Here is a 16,583-nt window from a genome sequence, read left to right as displayed (position 1 = left end):
GAGCGGCCGGACATCAGGAGACGGCGAGATGGCCCATACGCATGCGAGACTCGTAATCATCGGCTCAGGCCCGGCCGGCTACACCGCCGCGATCTACGCCGCCCGCGCCATGGTCGAGCCGCTGCTGATCTCCGGCTTCCAGCCCGGCGGCCAGCTCATGATCACCACCGACGTCGAGAACTATCCGGGCTTCGCCGAGGCCATCCAGGGCCCGTGGCTGATGGAGCAGATGCGGCTTCAGGCCGAGCATGTCGGCACCAGGATCGTCTCCGAGTACATCACGAGCGTCGACCTCAAGTCCCGCCCGTTCCGGCTGGAGGCCGATTCCGGCGAGACCTACACCTGCGACGCGCTCATCATCGCCACCGGCGCCCAGGCGAAGTGGCTCGGCCTGCCCTCGGAAGCCAAGTTCCAGGGCTTCGGCGTCTCGGCCTGCGCCACCTGCGACGGCTTCTTCTTCCGCGGCAAGGACGTGACGGTCGTCGGCGGCGGCAACACCGCCGTCGAGGAGGCCCTGTATCTGGCCAACCTCGCCAAGTCCGTGACGGTGATCCACCGCCGCGGCGAGTTCCGCGCCGAGCGCATCCTGCAGGAGCGTCTGTTCAAGCACGCCAACGTCTCGGTGAAGTGGCATCACGCGGTCGAGGAGATCTGCGGCTCGGCCACGCCCCCTTCCGTCACGCATCTGCGGCTGAAGGACCTGCGCTCGGGCGAGATCGTCGAGCATCCGACCGACGGCCTGTTCGTCGCCATCGGCCACCAGCCCGCCACCGGCATCTTCGAGGGCCAGCTGCCGATGCGCCACGGCGGCTACATCACGGTCACGCCGGGCACGACCGCGACCGAGATCCCCGGCGTCTACGCGGCGGGCGACGTCACCGACGACGTCTACCGTCAGGCGATCACCGCAGCCGGCATGGGCTGCATGGCGGCACTCGAGGCCGAGAAATATCTGGCTGCGCTCGACATCGGCGAGAGCCCGGCCAAGGCAGCCGCCGAGTAAAGCTCGGCTGGGGATAAGGGCGGGCGCGGGCGCGTCCCGCCCACTTCCCTGTTGACGATCCTCGGGCGCAACCAAATCGCAAGCTTGCCGTCCTAGCCTGAACCATGCAGGAAACGTACGGTTTTGCGAGGAGCCCTTCGCTCAGCGAATGGCGGCTCGAGCATCGGCCCGAAAGGTGGTTTGCGGCTTTCGGAAAAAGCCGATGCGGCACAGGAATCTAGAGCATTGGCCCGGATCCGATATCCGGGCCAGATGGGTCGATGTCGTGCAACGCCCGAAGGTCGCGGCCTCCCGTGACGGGCTGATCGCGACGGGCGGGAGTGACGGCCTTGGATTGGGACAAGATCCGGATTTTCCTCAACGTCGCGGAGGCCGGCAGCTTCACGCGGGCGGGCGACGACATCGGCCTCAGCCAGTCGGCGGTGAGCCGCCAGATCAGCGCGCTGGAGCGCGAGCTGAAGGCGCCGCTGTTCCACCGCCACGCCCGCGGCTTGATCCTGACCGAGCAGGGCGACCTCTTGTTCCGCGCCGCCCGCGACATGAAGCTCCGGCTCGAGAACACCCGCGCCCGCCTCGTCGAGACCAGCGAGCGCCCATCCGGGGATTTGCGCGTCACCACCACCGTCGGCCTCGGCTCGTCCTGGCTCGCGGGACGCATCTCCGAATTCCTCGACCTCTACCCGGATGTCCGGGTCGAGTTGGTGCTGACCAACGAGGAACTCGATCTCGCCATGCGCGAGGCCGACATCGCCATCCGCATGCGCCGCCCGGCCCAGCCGGACCTGATCCAGCGGCGGCTGTTCACGGTGCATTACCACGCCTTCGCCAGCCCCGATTACGTCAAGCGCTTCGGCGAGCCCAAGACCATCGCCGACCTCGACGAGCACCGCCTCGTCTCCTTCGGCGGCAACGAGCCGTCCTATCTGCTCGCCACCCACTACCTCTCCAGCATCGGCCGCGAGGGCGACGAGCGCCGCCCGGTCCACTTCACGGTCAACAACATCACGGCGCTCCACAAGGCGATGGAAGCCGGCATCGGCGTCGGCATCCTGCCCGACTACGCCGTCGAGGGCGAAGAGGGCCTCGTGCAGGTGCTGCGCGAGGTCGAGATGCCGACCATGGAGAGCTATCTGGTCTATGCCGAGGAGATGCGGACCGTGGCGCGGGTGCAGGCCTTTCGCGATTTTCTGGTGAACAAGGCCCAGCGCTGGACGTACTGAGGATTCTTCCGAGTCGCCCTCGCCCGTCATCGTCCCCTCCCTCGTCATTCCGGGGCTCGCCGAAGGCGAGAACCCGGAATCCACGACTGGCCGCGACGGTTCGACTTCGGCCGGGCCTCCCGCATCACGGGTGGATTCCGGGTTCCGCTGCGCGGCCCCGGAATGACGGGGGGTGAGGGACGCCGACGTGCCCGCCGCGCCCGGTTTTGAATACACGCCCTTGTCGCGGCGGCGCGCCCTCGTCTAAGACCGGCCCTCCCGCCGGGGACTCACAAAAGACCCGGCCGACGCCTTCACGGCTGGCATGACCGCGATTCACTGCCTCAACGGGCCGAACCTCAATCTGCTGGGCACGCGCGAGCCGGGCATCTACGGCGCGGCGACGCTCGCCGACATCGAGCGCGATCTGCATGAGCGCGCGATCCGCCTCGATATCGCCCTCACCTTCCGTCAGACGAATCACGAGGGCGAACTCGTGTCGTTCGTGCAGGAGGCGGGCCGTGCCGGAGCCGGGGTGCTCATCAACGCCGCCGCCTACACGCACACGTCGATCGCGCTGCGCGACGCCATCACGGGCACCGGCGTGACCGCGGTCGAGATCCATCTCTCGAACGTCCATGCCCGCGAGGCGTTTCGCCACGTCTCCCTGATCGCGCCGGTCTGTGCCGGCGTGATCGCGGGTTTCGGTCCTTACAGCTACCTGGCGGGGCTCGACGCCCTCGCCCATCTCCTGCGCGGCCGCACCCCGTCCGCCCCCTGACTGCAGAACCAAGAGCCGATGGCCAAAAACGAACCCTTCGATCCCGATCTGGTGCGCGAACTCGCCAAGATGGTCGCCGAGACCGATCTGACCGAGATCGAGGTGGAGAAGGGCGACCTGCGCATCCGCGTCGCCCGCAAGATCGAGACGGTCGCGGTCCAAGTGGCCCCGCCCGCCCCCGCCATGGCCGCGGCGGCGCCCGCGCCCGCGGCGATTCCCGCCGCTCTGGCCCCGGCCCCGGCCAAGGCCGGCGCGGGCCATCCCGGCGCCGTACCCTCGCCGATGGTCGGCACCGCCTACCTGCGGCCCTCGCCCGAGGCGAAGCCCTTCGTCGAGGTCGGCGCGCGGGTCCAGGCCGGCGACAAGCTCCTGCTCATCGAGGCGATGAAGACCTTCAACGACATCGTGGCGCCCCGCGCCGGCACCATCACCGCGATCTTCGTCGAGGACGGCATGCCCGTCGAGTACGGCGAAGCCCTTCTCGTCCTCGAGTGATGGCCGGCGGATGTTCGACAAAATCCTGATCGCCAACCGCGGCGAGATCGCCCTGCGCATCCTGCGCGCGGCCAAGGAACTCGGCATCAGCACGGTGGCCGTCCACTCGACGGCGGATGCCGACGCCATGCACGTGCGGCTCGCCGACGAGAGCGTCTGCATCGGCCCGCCGACCGCCCGCGACAGCTACCTCAACATCCCCTCGATCATCGCCGCCTGCGAGATCACGGGCGCGGACGCGGTCCATCCGGGCTACGGCTTCCTGTCCGAGAACGCGCGCTTTGCCGAGGTGCTGGCCCACCACAACATCGGCTTCATCGGCCCCAAGGCCGAGCACATCCGAGTGATGGGCGACAAGATCGAGGCCAAGCGCACGGCCAAGGCGCTGGGCATCCCCTGCGTGCCGGGCTCGGAGGGCGGCATCACCGACACCGACGAGGCCAAGCGGGTCGCCGCCGAGATCGGCTATCCGGTGCTGGTGAAGGCGGCCTCCGGCGGCGGCGGGCGCGGCATGAAGGTCGCCCGCACCGAGGCCGACCTCGAACAGGCGCTCACCATGGCCCGCACCGAGGCCAAGGCGGCCTTCGGCGACGACGCGGTCTATCTCGAAAAGTACCTGACCAAGCCCCGCCACATCGAGGTGCAGATCCTCGGCGACGGCCGCGGCGGCGCCGTGCATCTGGCCGAGCGCGACTGCTCGCTCCAGCGCCGCCACCAGAAGGTCTGGGAAGAGGGCGGCTCGCCTGCGCTCAACGCGGAGATGCGCGCCGAGATCGGCGGCATCTGCGCCAACGCCATGCGCCAGCTCGGCTACATCGGCGCCGGCACCATCGAGTTCCTCTACGAGGACGGGCGGTTCTACTTCATCGAGATGAACACCCGCATCCAAGTGGAGCACCCCGTCACCGAGATGATCACCGGGATCGATCTCGTCAACGAGCAGATCCGGGTCGCGGCCGGCGGCGGGCTGTCGGTCGCCCAGGAGGACATCCGGGTCGAGGGCCACGCCATCGAGTGCCGGATCAACGCCGAGCACCCGGCGACCTTCCGCCCCTCGCCCGGGCTGATCACCTACTTCCATCCGCCCGGCGGCCTCGGCGTGCGCGTCGATTCGGCGGCCTTCCAGGGCTACCGCATCCCGCCGAACTACGATTCGCTGATCGGCAAGCTGATCGTGCACGGGCGCACCCGCAACGAGTGCCTGATGCGCCTGCGCCGCGCCCTCGACGAATTCGTCGTCGACGGCATCGACACCACCCTGCCGCTGTTCCGCACGCTGGTGCGCAACACCGACGTCCAGAACGGTGATTACGACATCCACTGGCTCGAAGGGTTCCTGGAGCGCGAGGGCTTGGCGGAGGCCGACCCGAAGCGCTGATCGATCCAGCCGAGGAGACGAGAGCCGGCCCCATCCCAGGGCCGGCTTTTTCATGGCCCCCACCGTCATTCCGGGGCTCGCCAAAGGCGAGAACCCGGAATCCACCCGTGATGCGCGGCTTACGGTGTGCGTCGCGGCCAGTCGTGGATTCCGGGTTCGCTTCGCGCCCCGGAATGACGGCGGTGGAGGATGGGGCTGGCGTTCGGACGCGGCCGGAGCGACAACCTTCCCGATGCACGACAGGACTTCCGTGGACATCACGCCCGACATCCTGCTCAAGGCCTACGCGGCGGGCATCTTCCCGATGGCGGAGGATGCCGACGACCCGACGATCTACTGGGTCGAGCCGCGGGCGCGCGGCGTCCTGCCCCTCGACCGGTTCCATGTCCCCAAGCGCCTCGCCCGCACCGTCCGCTCCGACGTGTTCGAGGTCGCGACCGACCGCGATTTCGAGGCGGTGATCGACGGCTGCGCCGCGCCGCGCCGCGACACCGACCGCACGTGGATCAACGGCCGCATCCGCGACCTCTACGGCGCCCTCTACGACCGCGGCGCCTGCCACACGATCGAGGTCTATCAGGCGGGCCGGCTCGTGGGCGGGCTCTACGGCGTCTGCCTCGGCGCCGCGTTCTTCGGCGAGAGCATGTTCCACGAGGCCCGCGACGCCTCGAAGGTCGCCCTCGTCCACCTCGTAGCGCGCCTGCGCCGCGGCGGCTTTCGGCTGGCCGACACGCAGTTCCTCACCGACCATCTCAGCCAGTTCGGCGTCGAGGAGGTGCCCCGCCACGTCTACAAGCGCCGGCTCACCGAGGCCGCCGCCGACCGGGCCGATTGGGGCGACCCGGCGCGGGTGTTTTCGGGCCAGGAGGCTCTGGCCGATCTCGGACTCGGGCGCGACGCGCCGGGCTGATCAGCGACCGCGTGCATCGAGGGCGAGCAGCCGCTCCGCCAGGGCGACGACGGCCGGACGGTTTTCGCGAAGCTTCGCGCCGAACAACCCGTCGAGCGCCAGCACCGCCATCCCGTGCACCAGCGCCCAGCACCGCAGGGCCTCGTCCGCCGCGTGCTCCGCGGGCACTTGCGTCGCGACGCGGGCGGCGAGCACGCCGAAGGCAGCGGACGACGCCTGCGCCAGCGCTTCCGGCGGCGCGGCCGAGCAACTGCGGAACATCAGCCGGAACAGTCCGGGATTGGCTGCGGCGAAGCCGACGTAGGCGACGCCCTGGGCGATCAGCGCGGCCTGCCCCGCCCGGCTATCGGCTGCCGCCGTCTCAACGACACCGGATCCAGCGCGGGTCCCCTCCCCCTTGTGGGGAGGGGTTCGGGGTGGGGGTGGTGCAGGAGGCACCGCCTTCGCCTCATCCTGAACCACCCCCACCTCCGGCTCCTCCCCACAAGGGGGAGGAGAGACCCTGCGATCCGCCGCCTCCAGATCAACCCGCAGCCGCTCGAACCCCACCGTCGCGACCGCGGCCAGCAGCGCGTCCTTGTCGGAAAAGTGCCGGTAGGGCGCCATCGCCGAGACGCCGGCCCGGCGCGCCGCCTCCCGCAGGCCGAGCGAGGCCGGGTCGCCCCCCTCCTCCAGGATCGCGAGCCCGGCCGCGACCAGGGCCTCGCGCAGCTCGCCGTGATGATAGCCGGCCTTCGCCGGCCGCGATGTTGACACTGTACGCGCCGCCTTTATGGTGACGGTGTAAACATGGAGGTGGTGCCATGCGGGCGGATGCGGCGCAAGAGACGCGACTCGACCGGGAATCGGTCGATCTCTCCGGCTATCCCGATCTCGTCGTGGTCTATCTCGGCTTCCGGGTCGGCACGTGGCGGGGCCTGCTGGCTTTGTTCGGCATCGGCCGCGGGCTCATGGGCATCCAGCGGGAGATGCCCGAGGGCCTCTTGGTCCACGAGAACCTCGTGTTCGGCCTCAACCATGTCGGCATGCGCCAGTACTGGCGCGATCTGGAGAGCCTGGAGACCTTCACCCGCTCCGACCCGCACCGGACGTGGTGGCGGACGTTCGGGCGCGACCGCTCCGGCGGCACCGCCTTCTGGCACGAGGCCTACCGCTTCTCGGGCGGGATGGAGGCGATCTATGTCGGCCTGCCGAACCCCATCGGGCTCGCGCGCTTCGCCGGCTCCCGCAAGCCCGATGGGCCGTTCATGAGTTCGCGGCAGCGGCTCGCAGGTTAGAGCATCAGTCCAAGAGGTGGGAACCGGCTCTCGGAAAAGCCGATGTGGCCCTCTTGCAGGGTTCCACCCTGCACCCGCGAAAGGGCTCGCCCTTTCGAAACCCGTTACCGGAACAGCGCGTCGAAGAAGTTCTGCGGCTCGCGCGGCGGCGGGGGGGCCGGGGCCGGGCCCTCGTTGTTCGGGAAGAACTTTCGCGAGGGCTTCTGCTTCGGCTGGACCGGCACGCCGCGCGGCCCCTCGACATCGACCTGGCCGGCCTGGTTGACCTGCTGGGCGGTCTTCGTCGGGTCGCCGCCCTTCTTGCGGCCGGGCTTCTCCTGGCGGGAGGCGAGCGCGGGCACGTCCTCCTGCTCCTTGGCCTCGGCGATCACGTCGGTGCCGCCCTTACAATCGGTCAGCCACACGTCGTAGATCGGGTGCTCGATGGCGTGCAGCCCCGGGCTCGACGCGAACATCCAGCCGGTGAAGATGCGCCGGTACTTGCTGTCGAGCGTCACCTCGTCGACTTCGAGGAAGGCGGTGGTCTTGGGCGTCTCGGTCGGGGGGCGCGAGTAGCACACCCGCGGCGTCATCTGCAGCGCGCCGAACTGCACCGTCTCGTCGATGGCGACCTCGAACGTCACGATCCGCCCGGTGATCTTGTCGAGCCCGGAGAACACCGCGGTCGGGTTCTTGATCTTGTCGGCCGAGGCCGGCAGCGCGGCGACGCACAAGGCACAAGCGGCGAGCGCGGTCCGGCGCAACGATGGGGTCGAGATGCGGCTCAAGGCGCCCTCTTGAGACAAGGCCCGCATCGTGCGGACGGCATGGTCCGCCGTAAACACCGGAAGGGTGGTGGAAAAAGGGCGGCCCGAGCGACGGAGGCCGCCCGTCCCGCCTCTCGACGCCGCCCACGTGTTGGCAGATTTGGCGAAATCGAGGGATCAGCCCACGTCGGCGTCAAGCCCGGTCACCATCTCGCACGACCGCTTCGTGGGGTAGTGCTTCTTCCTGTGTTCCATTTCGTAAAACAGCGTCCCGTGGATGCCTCGCACGGACGGCTTGTCGACCGGCCGTTGCCAGATCGCGGCGAACATCGCATCGAGGCGTGCACCATCAGCGCGGGCGACCACATCCTCAATGAATTCCACGTCCTGGAATTCGCCCGGAAAGATCGCCTTGAACTCTTCGTCCGTGGCGGAAAATATGTCGTAGCTGCAATTCAACGCGCCATCGATGATTTGAATGTTCTTCATGTCGAATGGCTTCCGAGCCCGTCATGATCCGCCGTCGAGGATAGAGCATCGGCCCGAAAGGTGGGAACCGGCTTTCGGAAAAAGCCGATGCGGCACAAGAATTGAGAGCATCGTCCGCACGCGCTCGCGAAACGCATCGTTTCGCGGCCGGCAGACGATCCGGGGTAACGGCGACGCCTGTAAGAGGCTCAGTTCCGCACCGGTTTGGCGCCGATCGCCATGCGGAAGATCGTCGTCGGGAACGCGATTTTGTTGGTGCCGCCGTTCATCGCCTTGCTGCGGTTCATCTGCGCGGCGGGAATCCACAGCCCCCCTTCCTCGTCGATCCACATCGCGTCGCCCCACACCAGCCGCGGGTCCTGCACCAGCGTGCTCTGCGTGCCGTCGGGCGCGAACTTGAGGATGCGCAGATTGTCGGTGTCGGAGGCGTAGATGTTGCCGTCGCCGTCGATCGCCGTGCCGCCGGTCGAGACCGTGGCGGCGAAGAGCTCGACGTGTTGGCCGCGCTCGGCGTCGCTCACGTTCCTGTCGTCGAGCCACTTGGTCTCGATCCGGTAGAGCGGCCCGGTGCAGGCTTGGTAGTAGAAAAACTTGCCGTCCGGCGAGACTTCGAGCTGGTCGGCGTGGATCGCGATCGGCTGGTCCTTCTCGCTCAACAGCACCTTGTTCTCGCCGGTGAGCGGGCGCTGGGACACCGTGGAGGGATGCCCGTCGAGGACGCGCCGCAGCGAGCGATCGTCGAGGTCGAGCACGATCAGGCCGGGCTGGCCGGCATCGGTGAGATAGACCTTGCGGCCGTTGAAGCGGAAATCGTCGATGAAGCTCTTTTGCGTCGTCGCGGCTTCGAGGGGCCACACCTTGCGGACCTTGTTGGCGGACAGATCGATCTGCACCAGCTTCGGCCCGCCGGGCAGCGGCGCCCCGCCGAGTTCGGCCGCGCCCTTGTCCACCACCCACAGGTCGCCGTCGGGCCCGATGCGGATCGCGTTGGCGCCGACGAACGCCTTCGATGCGTCGTCGCCGGTCTTCCAGCCGTTCCACGCGGTGTCCGGATAGGCCTGCGGCTTGCCGTCGATCCACTCGCCGAGCTGGAGGCCCTTGTCCTTCTGCTGGCGCTGGAACGGCGAGAACAGCCGCCCGTCCTTTGTCCGGGTGATGCCGTTGAAGACGAGGGTTTCGGATTTCAGCACCGGCGTCAGCTCGGCCGGGGCCTGCGTGTCCGCCTCCTGCGCCTGCGCCACGCCTGCGCCGAGGCACAGCAGCGCCGCCATCGTGATCGCCCGCATCGAAAACTCCTCCACCTGGGTCGTGGAGGGAAAGGCCGGAGCCCCGGATCGGTTCAGTTCAGGGCTGGCTCCGGGCGATCACGGAATCGCTCACTCGCCGGGAGTCCACGGCACGTAGTCGCCGGTCGCGGCGGGGCGGGCGCCCCAGGAGAGCTGCGAGCCCTTCGGCCGGTAGGCCGCGGCCGTGCCGGTCAGGTTCTCCTCGTGGGGCTTCTGCCACTCGCGCGGGCGGTAATCCTCCTCGCTCGGGGGCACGTCGCCGTTGTGGCACAGCCATGCGCGCCAGCCGGGGGGCACGCGGGAGGCGTCGGCGTAGCCGTTATAGACCACCCAGCGCCGCTCCGGGCCGACCGAGCGGTCGATCAGGGGCCCCTGCGCCTTGTAGTACTTGTTGCCGAGTTCGTCCGTGCCGACGAACTGCCCGCTGCGCGCGGTGACGAGGGCGAGCGACACGGTCTGCCCGTTCCACCAAGTGAAGATGCGCAGCAGCGTGTCCTTGAGGGCCATGGTTCCTCCCGGCGCGCGGGCCGGCTCGTTCACGGATGCGCGCGTTATGCGGCAGGCCGGACGCGGCGTCCAGCCGGACCCCGCATCTGTCGCATTTTCGGCACGCCGCCCGGAGTTCCGAACGGCCGTTTACCATGCCGTCGGCCGGGCCGGCGCGGTTGCCTGTGAATCCAAAATAATTCGCGGCGGATTCCGGCAGGCCGAAACGGCACTTAGCGGAACGGCCGCGATATCCACAGGATTATCCCCGGAACCACTACATCTAGCGCGGAACACGGGTAGCCGGCACTAGTTATTGACGTCAGAGGCAGCCGGGCCTTAAGGTTCGGGCATCGCTTCGGACGGGTCGGCGCCGGGTTAAAAAGCCCGGCTCGCGCACCGATCGAACGGTTTCGTGCGAGGGTCACGCGGCCGGAGCGGACATCCTGCTTTCCATCCTGACACGGTGCGCACCTCCCGCACCGGGCGCTTCCACGCGTCTCATGGGGAAATGATTCATGCGGTTCGAGCGGCGTTACACCACGGCCGGCCAGTCTCCCTACGCTGCCATCGCGTTCCGCGAGGCGGTGAGCGAAATCCGCAACCCCGACGGCTCGGTGGTCTTCCGGCTCGCCGGCATCTCGGTGCCCGAGAGCTGGAGCCAGGTCGCCGCCGACGTGCTGGCCCAGAAGTATTTCCGGAAGGCCGGCGTCCCGGGCCGCCTGAAGAAGATCGAGGAGAACAGCGTTCCCTCGTTCCTGTGGCGCTCGGTGCCGGATGAAGCCGCGCTCGCCGAACTGCCCGAGGACGAGCGCTTCGTCTCCGAGATTTCGTCCACCCAGGTGTTCGACCGGCTCGCCGGCTGCTGGACCTATTGGGGCTGGAAGGGCGGCTACTTCTCGTCGGAAGAGGACGCCTCGGCGTTCCAGGACGAGCTGCGCTTCATGCTGGCCAAGCAGATGGTGGCGCCGAACTCGCCGCAATGGTTCAACACCGGCCTGCACTGGGCCTACGGCATCGATGGCCCGAGCCAGGGCCACTATTACTGCGACTACCGCACGGGCGAACTCACCAAGTCCGCCTCGTCCTACGAGCACCCGCAGCCGCATGCCTGTTTCATCCAGGGCGTGCAGGACGACCTCGTCAACGAGGGCGGCATCATGGACCTGTGGGTGCGCGAGGCGCGCCTGTTCAAGTACGGCTCCGGCACCGGCTCCAACTTCTCGATGCTGCGCGCCGAGAACGAGAAGCTCGGCGGCGGCGGCAAGTCGTCGGGCCTGATGTCGTTCCTCAAGATCGGTGACCGGGCCGCGGGCGCGATCAAGTCCGGCGGCACCACGCGGCGCGCCGCCAAGATGGTGATCGTCGATATCGATCACCCGGACATCGAGGCCTTCATCGACTGGAAGGTGAAGGAGGAGCAGAAGGTCGCCGCGCTCGTCACCGGCTCCAAGGTCGTCTCCAAGCACCTCACCGCGGTGATGAAGGCCTGCACCCAGTGCGAGGCGGAGGGCGACGCATGCTTCGACGCCGAGCGCAACCCGGCGCTCAAGCGCGAGATCAAGGCCGCCCGCAAGGCGATGGTGCCGGACGCCTACATCAAGCGCGTCGTGCAGTTCGCCAAGCAGGGTTTCACCAAGATCGAGTTCCCAGTCTACGACACCGACTGGGATTCCGAGGCCTACCTCACCGTCGCCGGCCAGAACTCGAACAACTCGGTCTCCCTGACCGACGAGTTCTTGCGCGCCGTCGAGGCCGACGAGGATTGGGCGCTCACCGCCCGCACCACCGGCAAGGTCTCCAAGACCGTCAAGGCCCGTGAGCTGTGGGAAAAGATCGGCGAGGCCGCCTGGGCGTCCGCCGATCCGGGCCTGCACTTCAACACCACGATGAACGACTGGCACACCTGCCCGACCGGCGGCCGGATCCGGGCCTCGAACCCGTGCTCCGAGTACATGTTCCTCGACGACACCGCCTGCAATCTGGCGTCCGCCAACCTGCTGACGATGTACGACCGCGCCACGAAGCACTTCGACGTGGAGGCGTTCGAGCACCTCAACCGCCTCTGGACGGTGGTGCTCGAAATCTCGGTGATGATGGCGCAGTTCCCCTCCAAGGAAATCGCCGAGCTGTCCTACAAGTACCGCACGCTCGGCCTCGGCTACGCCAATATCGGCGGCCTGCTGATGACCATGGGCCTGCCCTACGATTCCGATAAGGGCCGGGCGCTCGCCGGGGCGCTCACCGCGATCATGACGGGCGTGGCCTACGCCACCTCCGCCGAGATGGCGAAGGAACTCGGCACCTTCTCGGAATACCCCGAGAACTCGGCCCACATGCTGCGGGTGATCCGCAACCACCGCCGCGCGGCCCACGGCGAGGCCCAGGGCTACGAGGGCCTCAACGTCGCCCCCGTGCCGCTCGACCACGCCAACATCCCGCAGGCCGATCTCGGCGCCCACGCCAAGGCGGCCTGGGACCGGGCGCTGTCGCTCGGCGAGCAGCACGGCTACCGCAACGCGCAGGCCACCGTGATCGCCCCGACCGGCACGATCGGCCTCGTGATGGACTGCGACACCACCGGCATCGAGCCCGACTTCGCGCTGGTGAAGTTCAAGAAGCTCGCGGGCGGCGGCTACTTCAAGATCATCAACCAAGCCGCGCCCGACGCCCTGCGGGCGCTCGGCTACCGCGAGGCCGAGATCGCCGAGATCGAGGCCTACGCGGTCGGCCACGGCTCGATGGGTCAGGCCCCGGCGATCAATCCCGGCAGCCTCCGGGCCAAGGGTTTTACGGATGAGAAGATCGCGGCGGTGGAAGCCGGGCTGAAGTCCGCCTTCGACATCAAGTTCGTGTTCAACCGCTGGACGCTCGGCGACGACTTCTTGAAGGACACCCTCAAGGTGCCCGCCGAGAAGCTGGCTGACCCGACCTTCGAGCTGCTGCCGTTCCTCGGCTTCACTCGCAAAGACATCGAGGCCGCCAACACCCATGTCTGCGGGGCGATGACGCTGGAAGGCGCGCCGTTCCTCAAGCGTGAGCACTACGCGGTGTTCGATTGCGCCAACCCGTGCGGACGCACCGGCAAGCGCTACCTCTCGGTCGAGAGCCACATCCGCATGATGGCGGCGGCGCAGCCCTTCATCTCGGGGGCGATCTCCAAGACCATCAACATGCCCAACGACGCCACGGTGGACGATTGCAAGTCGGCCTACCTGATGTCCTGGCGCTTGGCCCTCAAGGCGAACGCCCTCTACCGCGACGGCTCCAAGCTGTCGCAGCCGCTCAACGCCGCGCTCATCGCCGACGAGGAGGACGAGGCCGAGGACGCGGTCGAGGCCATCATCCAGGCCCCGGCCGCCGCCAAGGCGTCGATCGCCGCCGAAAAGATCGTCGAGCGCGTCATCGAGCGCATCGAGCGCATCCGCTCGCGGGAGAAGATGCCGGACCGGCGGAAGGGCTACACCCAGAAGGCGGTCGTCGGCGGGCACAAGGTCTATCTGCGCACCGGCGAGTACGAGGATGGGCGGCTCGGCGAGATCTTCATCGACATGCACAAGGAGGGCGCGACCTTCCGGAGCCTGATGAACAACTTCGCCATCGCGATCTCGCTCGGCCTGCAATACGGCGTGCCGCTGGAGGAATACGTCGAAGCCTTCACCTTCACCCGGTTCGAGCCGGCGGGCTTCGTGCAGGGCAACGACGCGATCAAGAACGCCACGTCGCTGCTCGACTACGTGTTCCGCGAACTCGCCGTGTCGTATCTCGGCCGCACGGACCTCGCCCACGTCAACCCGTCCGAGATCGGCGGCACGGTGCTCGGCGGCGGCGAGGGCGACACCACCCGCGAGTCGGGCAAGCCCGCCCCGGCGGCCTCCGCGGTCGTCTCCCGCGGCCTGCTGCGCGGCTCGGCCGACCGGCTCACCCTGATCCAGGGCGGCCCGTCCGGCGCGACGGTGGGCGTCGCGGCGCCCTCGACCGGCCAGACGGCTCCGGCCGCCGGCGCGGTCCACGCGGTGCGGGGTGCCACCGCGCTCAAGGCGGAGCCGCAGGCTCTGGGCAGCATCGAGACCCTGCCCTTCGCCAAGCCGGAAGCGAAGGCGGAGCGCAGCGTCGCGGATCGCCGCGCCGAGGCGAAGATGAAGGGCTATGTCGGCGAGGCCTGCCCGGAATGCGCGAACTTCACGCTGGTCCGCAACGGCACCTGCCTGAAATGCGACACCTGCGGCGGCACCACCGGCTGCTCGTGAGGCGCCGGCCGCGCTCTCGTTGTCGAGGAAGGCGTAAGGTGAGCAGCGCTTGGAGTAAGAGTCGCTGACATCGCTCTGAGGCTGGACGGTCGTCTTGGATATCGAACCCAGGACGACCGTCCAGCTTCTTGTGCCACATCGTCTCTTTCCGAAAGCCGGAAACCACCTTTCGGGACGATGCTCAAGCTCACCGGCGAATTTCCGACCTAGAGGGCACCTGATCGTCGCTGTGTCTGTGGGCGTTCGGGACAGAAGCAACAAGGAGGGCGCCCGATCGGCGCCCTCCCCCTACTGAAAAGAACAAAACAAGCACAGTCGAGGCATTAAATCCTGACGGTCGAGTCCGTCCGGGGTTTCGGTTCTGGCGATGTACTGCGAGTCTTGTGGGGATGATCCACGACTACCGCTCGCGCAGGCTCTCCTGCTTGAAGCGGACCAGCGGCGACAGGAGATAGCTGATCACGGTGCGCCGTCCGGTCTTGATCTCGGCGGTGACCGCCATGCCCGGCTCCAGGGCGATCGGCCCGTCCTCGGTGGCGACCTGATCGTCGGCGAGCGTCACGTGGGCGAGGTAGGTCGGCTGGCGCGCCTGCCGACTCTTCTCGTCCCCGCCCTCCTCGGCGCCGCCGCGGGGGCCGCGGCCCTCGTCCTGCGGCGCGATCGCGTCGTGGCTGACGTCCGAGACCGTGCCGTGCAGGAGCCCGTAGCGGGTGAAGGTGAAGGTCTCGACCTTGACCTCGACCGGCTGGCCTTTCCGCACGAAGCCGACATCCTTGTTGGGGAGCGCCGCCTCGATCTCGATGCCGGTGCCTTTGGGCACCACCACCATCAGGGGCTGGGCCGGGGTGACGATGCCGCCGAGCGTGTTGAGCGCGAGTTGCTGCACCGTGCCGTCGACGGGCGCGCGCAGGGTGCGCAGCTCGCGTCGCAAAGTAGCCTTGCGGATCTCCTGGCCGTGCTCGCTCGCCGAGAGTTCGGCCTTGGCGAGATCGGTCAGCAGGCCCTTGCGGTAGCCGGCGACCGCTTCCGCCTTCTGGCGCTCGAGGGCGGCGAGCCCTTGCGCGTTCTCCTCGCGCTTCTGCTTCTGCGCCTCCAACTCGTGCTGGCTCTCCACCACCTGCTGCTGGATCTGCAGGTAGGTCAGGCGCGAGCCGTACTGGTTGGCCAAGAGGCTCTGGCGGATGTCGCGCTGCTCGGTCAGCAGCGGCAGGCTCGCGGTGACGCGCTCGATCGCGATGCGGATCTCGCGGCCCTCGGCCTGCTTCTGGGCGATCTGCCGGTCGAGCCCGTCGAGGCGGGCCTGATGCTCGGCCCCTTGCGCCTCCATCTGGCGGCGCGCCATCGTGGCGAGGCGCGGCTCGGTCTGCGGATCGGGGCTGAAGGCCTCGATGTCGCCCGCGAGCAGCGCCTGGAGCCGGGCGATGTCGAGCCGGTCCTGGGACAGGCCGAAGGCCGCGCGGGTCTCGTCGGAGGCGTCCGTCGTGGGGTCGAGTTCGACCAGCACGTCGCCGGCCTTCACCACCGCGCCGTCGGCGACCGCCACGCGGCGCACGACGCCGGTCTCGTAGGGCTGGATCACCTTCGACTTGCCGGTGGGGATGATGCGCCCTTGCGCGGTCGCGATGATGTCGACCTCGCCGAAGCTCGCCCAGACGATGGCGACGGTGAGGAAGCCGGCAATCGCCAGCGCCATGCCGCGCCCCAGCGGCGAGGCCGGCGTCTCGACGATCTCGAGGGCGGCCGGCAGGAACTCGGCCTCGCTGCGCCGGACCGGGCGCGGGCGGAAGGGGACGACCTCGGCGGTCGAGAGGGCCGCGTTAGACCGCCTCATAGAGGCCTCCCTGGATGCGGTGGAGGTTGGCGTAGCGCCCGCCGCGCACGACGAGTTCTTTGTGGCTGCCGTCCTCGACGAGGCGTCCGCCTTCGAGGGTGAGGATGCGGTCGGCCCGGCGCACGGTGGAGAGGCGGTGGGCGATGACGATGACGGTGCGGCCCCGCGCGATGGCGCGCATGTTGTCCTGCACGATGCGCTCGCTCTCGTAGTCGAGCGCGCTCGTCGCCTCGTCGAGGATGAGGATGCGGGGATCGCCGATCAGCGCGCGGGCGATGGCGATGCGCTGGCGCTGGCCGCCGGAGAGCGAGGCGCCGCGCTCGCCGACTAGGTCGCGGACTCATAAAATCCGAAGCCAGATGCGGACGGCGGCGAGCTTGACGCTGGCAAGGAAGTTTTCCGGGTCCTTGTCGTATCGGGTCGCGACCGCACGGAAGTGCTTAATTTTGCTG

General features: G+C 68.4%; 14 protein-coding genes and 2 pseudogenes. 8 read left to right on the top strand and 8 right to left on the bottom strand.

Features of this window, described 5'->3' with window-relative positions; translation table 11 throughout:
- The first annotated feature begins 28 nt into the window (after window positions 1-28).
- The 6 genes from trxB (at window position 29) to aat (ending at window position 5,766) form a co-directional block, all read left to right on the top strand.
- Window positions 29-1,003, top strand: a complete 975-nt coding sequence (gene trxB, locus AAHG03_RS25040; RefSeq protein WP_342154178.1) for a thioredoxin-disulfide reductase — start codon at window positions 29-31, stop codon at window positions 1,001-1,003.
- Between the two features lie 329 nt (window positions 1,004-1,332).
- Window positions 1,333-2,223, top strand: a complete 891-nt coding sequence (locus AAHG03_RS25035) for a LysR family transcriptional regulator (RefSeq protein ID WP_342154176.1) — start codon at window positions 1,333-1,335, stop codon at window positions 2,221-2,223.
- A gap of 304 nt (window positions 2,224-2,527) precedes the next feature.
- Window positions 2,528-2,983: a type II 3-dehydroquinate dehydratase gene (aroQ, locus tag AAHG03_RS25030; RefSeq protein WP_342154174.1), complete on the top strand. Its 456-nt coding sequence runs from the start codon at window positions 2,528-2,530 to the stop codon at window positions 2,981-2,983.
- Window positions 2,984-3,001: 18 nt separating this feature from the next.
- Window positions 3,002-3,478 (top strand): acetyl-CoA carboxylase biotin carboxyl carrier protein, encoded by a 477-nt coding sequence (accB, locus tag AAHG03_RS25025; RefSeq protein ID WP_342154171.1) that lies wholly within the window; start codon window positions 3,002-3,004, stop codon window positions 3,476-3,478.
- A gap of 10 nt (window positions 3,479-3,488) precedes the next feature.
- Window positions 3,489-4,856 (top strand): acetyl-CoA carboxylase biotin carboxylase subunit, encoded by a 1,368-nt coding sequence (gene accC, locus AAHG03_RS25020; protein WP_342154169.1) that lies wholly within the window; start codon window positions 3,489-3,491, stop codon window positions 4,854-4,856.
- A gap of 232 nt (window positions 4,857-5,088) precedes the next feature.
- The gene (gene aat, locus AAHG03_RS25015; protein WP_342154167.1) at window positions 5,089-5,766 is read left to right on the top strand and encodes a leucyl/phenylalanyl-tRNA--protein transferase; all 678 of its coding nucleotides are present in this window, start codon (window positions 5,089-5,091) and stop codon (window positions 5,764-5,766) included.
- On the opposite strand, the gene AAHG03_RS25010 is transcribed toward aat, so the two are convergent.
- Window positions 5,767-6,522 carry a TetR/AcrR family transcriptional regulator gene (locus tag AAHG03_RS25010; RefSeq protein ID WP_342154165.1) on the bottom strand — a complete coding sequence of 252 codons (756 nt, stop codon included), beginning with the start codon at window positions 6,520-6,522 and terminating at the stop codon, window positions 5,767-5,769.
- A 47-nt stretch (window positions 6,523-6,569) separates the two neighbouring features.
- Between AAHG03_RS25010 and AAHG03_RS25005 the strand changes: the two genes are divergently transcribed.
- On the top strand, window positions 6,570-7,043 hold the full coding sequence (locus AAHG03_RS25005) for a monooxygenase family protein (protein ID WP_342154163.1): 474 nt from the start codon (window positions 6,570-6,572) through the stop codon (window positions 7,041-7,043).
- Between the two features lie 104 nt (window positions 7,044-7,147).
- On the opposite strand, the gene AAHG03_RS25000 is transcribed toward AAHG03_RS25005, so the two are convergent.
- The 4 genes from AAHG03_RS25000 to AAHG03_RS24985 form a co-directional block, all read right to left on the bottom strand.
- Window positions 7,148-7,810: a DUF2155 domain-containing protein gene (locus AAHG03_RS25000; RefSeq protein WP_342154161.1), complete on the bottom strand. Its 663-nt coding sequence runs from the start codon at window positions 7,808-7,810 to the stop codon at window positions 7,148-7,150.
- A gap of 156 nt (window positions 7,811-7,966) precedes the next feature.
- Entirely contained in the window at window positions 7,967-8,278 is a 312-nt protein-coding gene (locus tag AAHG03_RS24995; RefSeq protein WP_342154159.1) for a hypothetical protein, read from the bottom strand.
- Between the two features lie 188 nt (window positions 8,279-8,466).
- Window positions 8,467-9,564 (bottom strand): SMP-30/gluconolactonase/LRE family protein, encoded by a 1,098-nt coding sequence (locus tag AAHG03_RS24990; protein ID WP_342154156.1) that lies wholly within the window; start codon window positions 9,562-9,564, stop codon window positions 8,467-8,469.
- A 90-nt stretch (window positions 9,565-9,654) separates the two neighbouring features.
- Complete coding sequence (locus AAHG03_RS24985; protein WP_342154154.1) at window positions 9,655-10,071, bottom strand: NADH:ubiquinone oxidoreductase subunit NDUFA12; 417 nt, start codon at window positions 10,069-10,071, stop codon at window positions 9,655-9,657.
- Window positions 10,072-10,568: 497 nt separating this feature from the next.
- Here AAHG03_RS24985 and AAHG03_RS24980 point away from each other — a divergent pair, with 497 nt between their 5' ends.
- On the top strand, window positions 10,569-14,300 hold the full coding sequence (locus AAHG03_RS24980; protein ID WP_342154152.1) for a vitamin B12-dependent ribonucleotide reductase: 3,732 nt from the start codon (window positions 10,569-10,571) through the stop codon (window positions 14,298-14,300).
- Window positions 14,301-14,700: 400 nt separating this feature from the next.
- Here the strand turns inward: AAHG03_RS24980 and AAHG03_RS24975 are convergent, their stop codons facing one another.
- From AAHG03_RS24975 to AAHG03_RS24965, 3 genes and pseudogenes are all read right to left on the bottom strand, one after another.
- The gene (locus AAHG03_RS24975) at window positions 14,701-16,131 is read right to left on the bottom strand and encodes an HlyD family type I secretion periplasmic adaptor subunit (RefSeq protein WP_342154150.1); all 1,431 of its coding nucleotides are present in this window, start codon (window positions 16,129-16,131) and stop codon (window positions 14,701-14,703) included.
- Window positions 16,118-16,462, bottom strand: a pseudogene (locus AAHG03_RS24970) (ATP-binding cassette domain-containing protein); the annotation flags it as partial. The pseudogene AAHG03_RS24970 and the gene AAHG03_RS24975, both read right to left, overlap by 14 nt.
- Window positions 16,463-16,471: 9 nt before the next feature.
- Window positions 16,472-16,583, bottom strand: a pseudogene (locus tag AAHG03_RS24965) (IS5/IS1182 family transposase); the annotation flags it as partial.

Source organism: Methylorubrum subtropicum (assembly GCF_038442325.1).
In the GTDB taxonomy this organism is placed as follows: domain Bacteria; phylum Pseudomonadota; class Alphaproteobacteria; order Rhizobiales; family Beijerinckiaceae; genus Methylobacterium; species Methylobacterium subtropicum.
Note: the sequence above shows the minus strand (reverse complement) of the source record. Positions and strands in the feature narration are given on the sequence as shown.